General features: G+C 67.1%; 1 protein-coding gene and 1 pseudogene. Both read right to left on the reverse strand.

The features are described 5' to 3' along the window. Positions 1–1,026 (reverse strand): ABC transporter permease subunit (locus tag DYI24_RS26705; protein WP_502706385.1); only part of this gene is annotated, 1,026 nt, incomplete at its 3' end. 109 nt (positions 1,027–1,135) lie between these two features. Further along, a pseudogene (locus tag DYI24_RS28500) lies at positions 1,136–1,307 on the reverse strand (urea ABC transporter substrate-binding protein); the annotation flags it as partial.

Consider the following 1,307-nt stretch of genomic DNA (forward strand, 5'->3'; position numbering starts at 1 on the left):
GGCGAGCAGCGTTTCCAAAGGACGCCCGTAGAGGAAGCGGATCACGGTGCGCTCGATCAGCACGCCGATCGCGCCGGCGACCAGGAAGGCGAGCGGCACCGCGATCAGCAGCGAGTAGTCGAACAGCGCCGGGTAGCGAGTGCGGATCGCTTCCTGCACCACGAAGGTGGTGTAGGCCCCGAGCATCACCATCTCGCCATGCGCCATGTTGATCACGCCCATCACGCCGAAGGTGATGGCAAGGCCGATCGCGGCGAGCAGCAGCACCGAGCCGAGCGACAGCCCGTACCAGGCGTTCTGCACCATCGACCAGATCGCCAGATTGCGCTCGATCGCCGCCTTGGCGCCGGCGATGCCGCTGGCGACGGCGGGGCTCTGGTTCGACGGCGCGCCGGTGAGCAGCGCCATCGCCTCCTGATCGCCGCGCGCCTTGATGGTGGCGATCGCGTCCAGCTTGTCGGCATCGGAGGCGCCCTGCTTGAACAGCAGGATCGAGGCCCGCGCCTCGGTGAAGGCGCGCTTGGCGGCGGCGTTCTTTTCCGCCTTCAGCGCCGCCTCGACGGTCGGCAGCATGGTCTCGTCGTGCGACTTGAACACCGACTGCGCCGCCTGGATCCGCTTGTCGAGATCCGGCGACAGCAGCGTCAGGCCGGCCATCGCGCCGGCGACGACGCGGCGCAGCTTGTTGTTGAGCCGCACCGCGCTGGCCTTGGCCGGCAGCGCACCAACCGCCTCGCCGGTCGCCGCATTGGCGATCTTGCCGTCGTCGGTCTTGATGAAGGCCGCCTTGCTGTCGGGATCGGCGTAGAGCTTGCCGTCCTGCAGCGCGGTGATGATCACCGCAGCGCGCGGATTGCCGCTGGCGACCAGCTTGCCGATCGCGTCCTCGCTGTCGGAGAAGGAATCTTGGGCGAATTGCGCGATGGCGTCCTCATAGGGACCGGCCACTGCCGGAAAGCTCCCCAATGTGGCGAACGCGATCGCGACCGCGGCAAACAGAATGCGCGTCAGATGGATGAGAGGCACTGAAGTATCCCGGCAAGGATGAAGGTGCGTCGGAGGATGGAAAGGGCGGCGCGCACCGGCGTCGCCGCCCTTTCGCTTGTCGGACGTCAGCAGATGATCAGGCGAACCGTCAGGTGCCCTGGCCGCCGCACTTCTTGGTCACGGTGTTGTAGTTGCCGCACTTCAGCGTCACCCAGTCACCGATCAGGTCCTTCGAGCCTTCCAGCTCCTTCGACCAGGCGTCGCCCGGCACCAGGCCGGGGGTCTTCCACACCACGTCGAACTGGCCGTCGGCCTTGATC

Source organism: Rhodopseudomonas sp. BR0C11, assembly GCF_010820945.1.
In the GTDB taxonomy this organism is placed as follows: Bacteria; Pseudomonadota; Alphaproteobacteria; order Rhizobiales; family Xanthobacteraceae; genus Rhodopseudomonas; species Rhodopseudomonas palustris_H.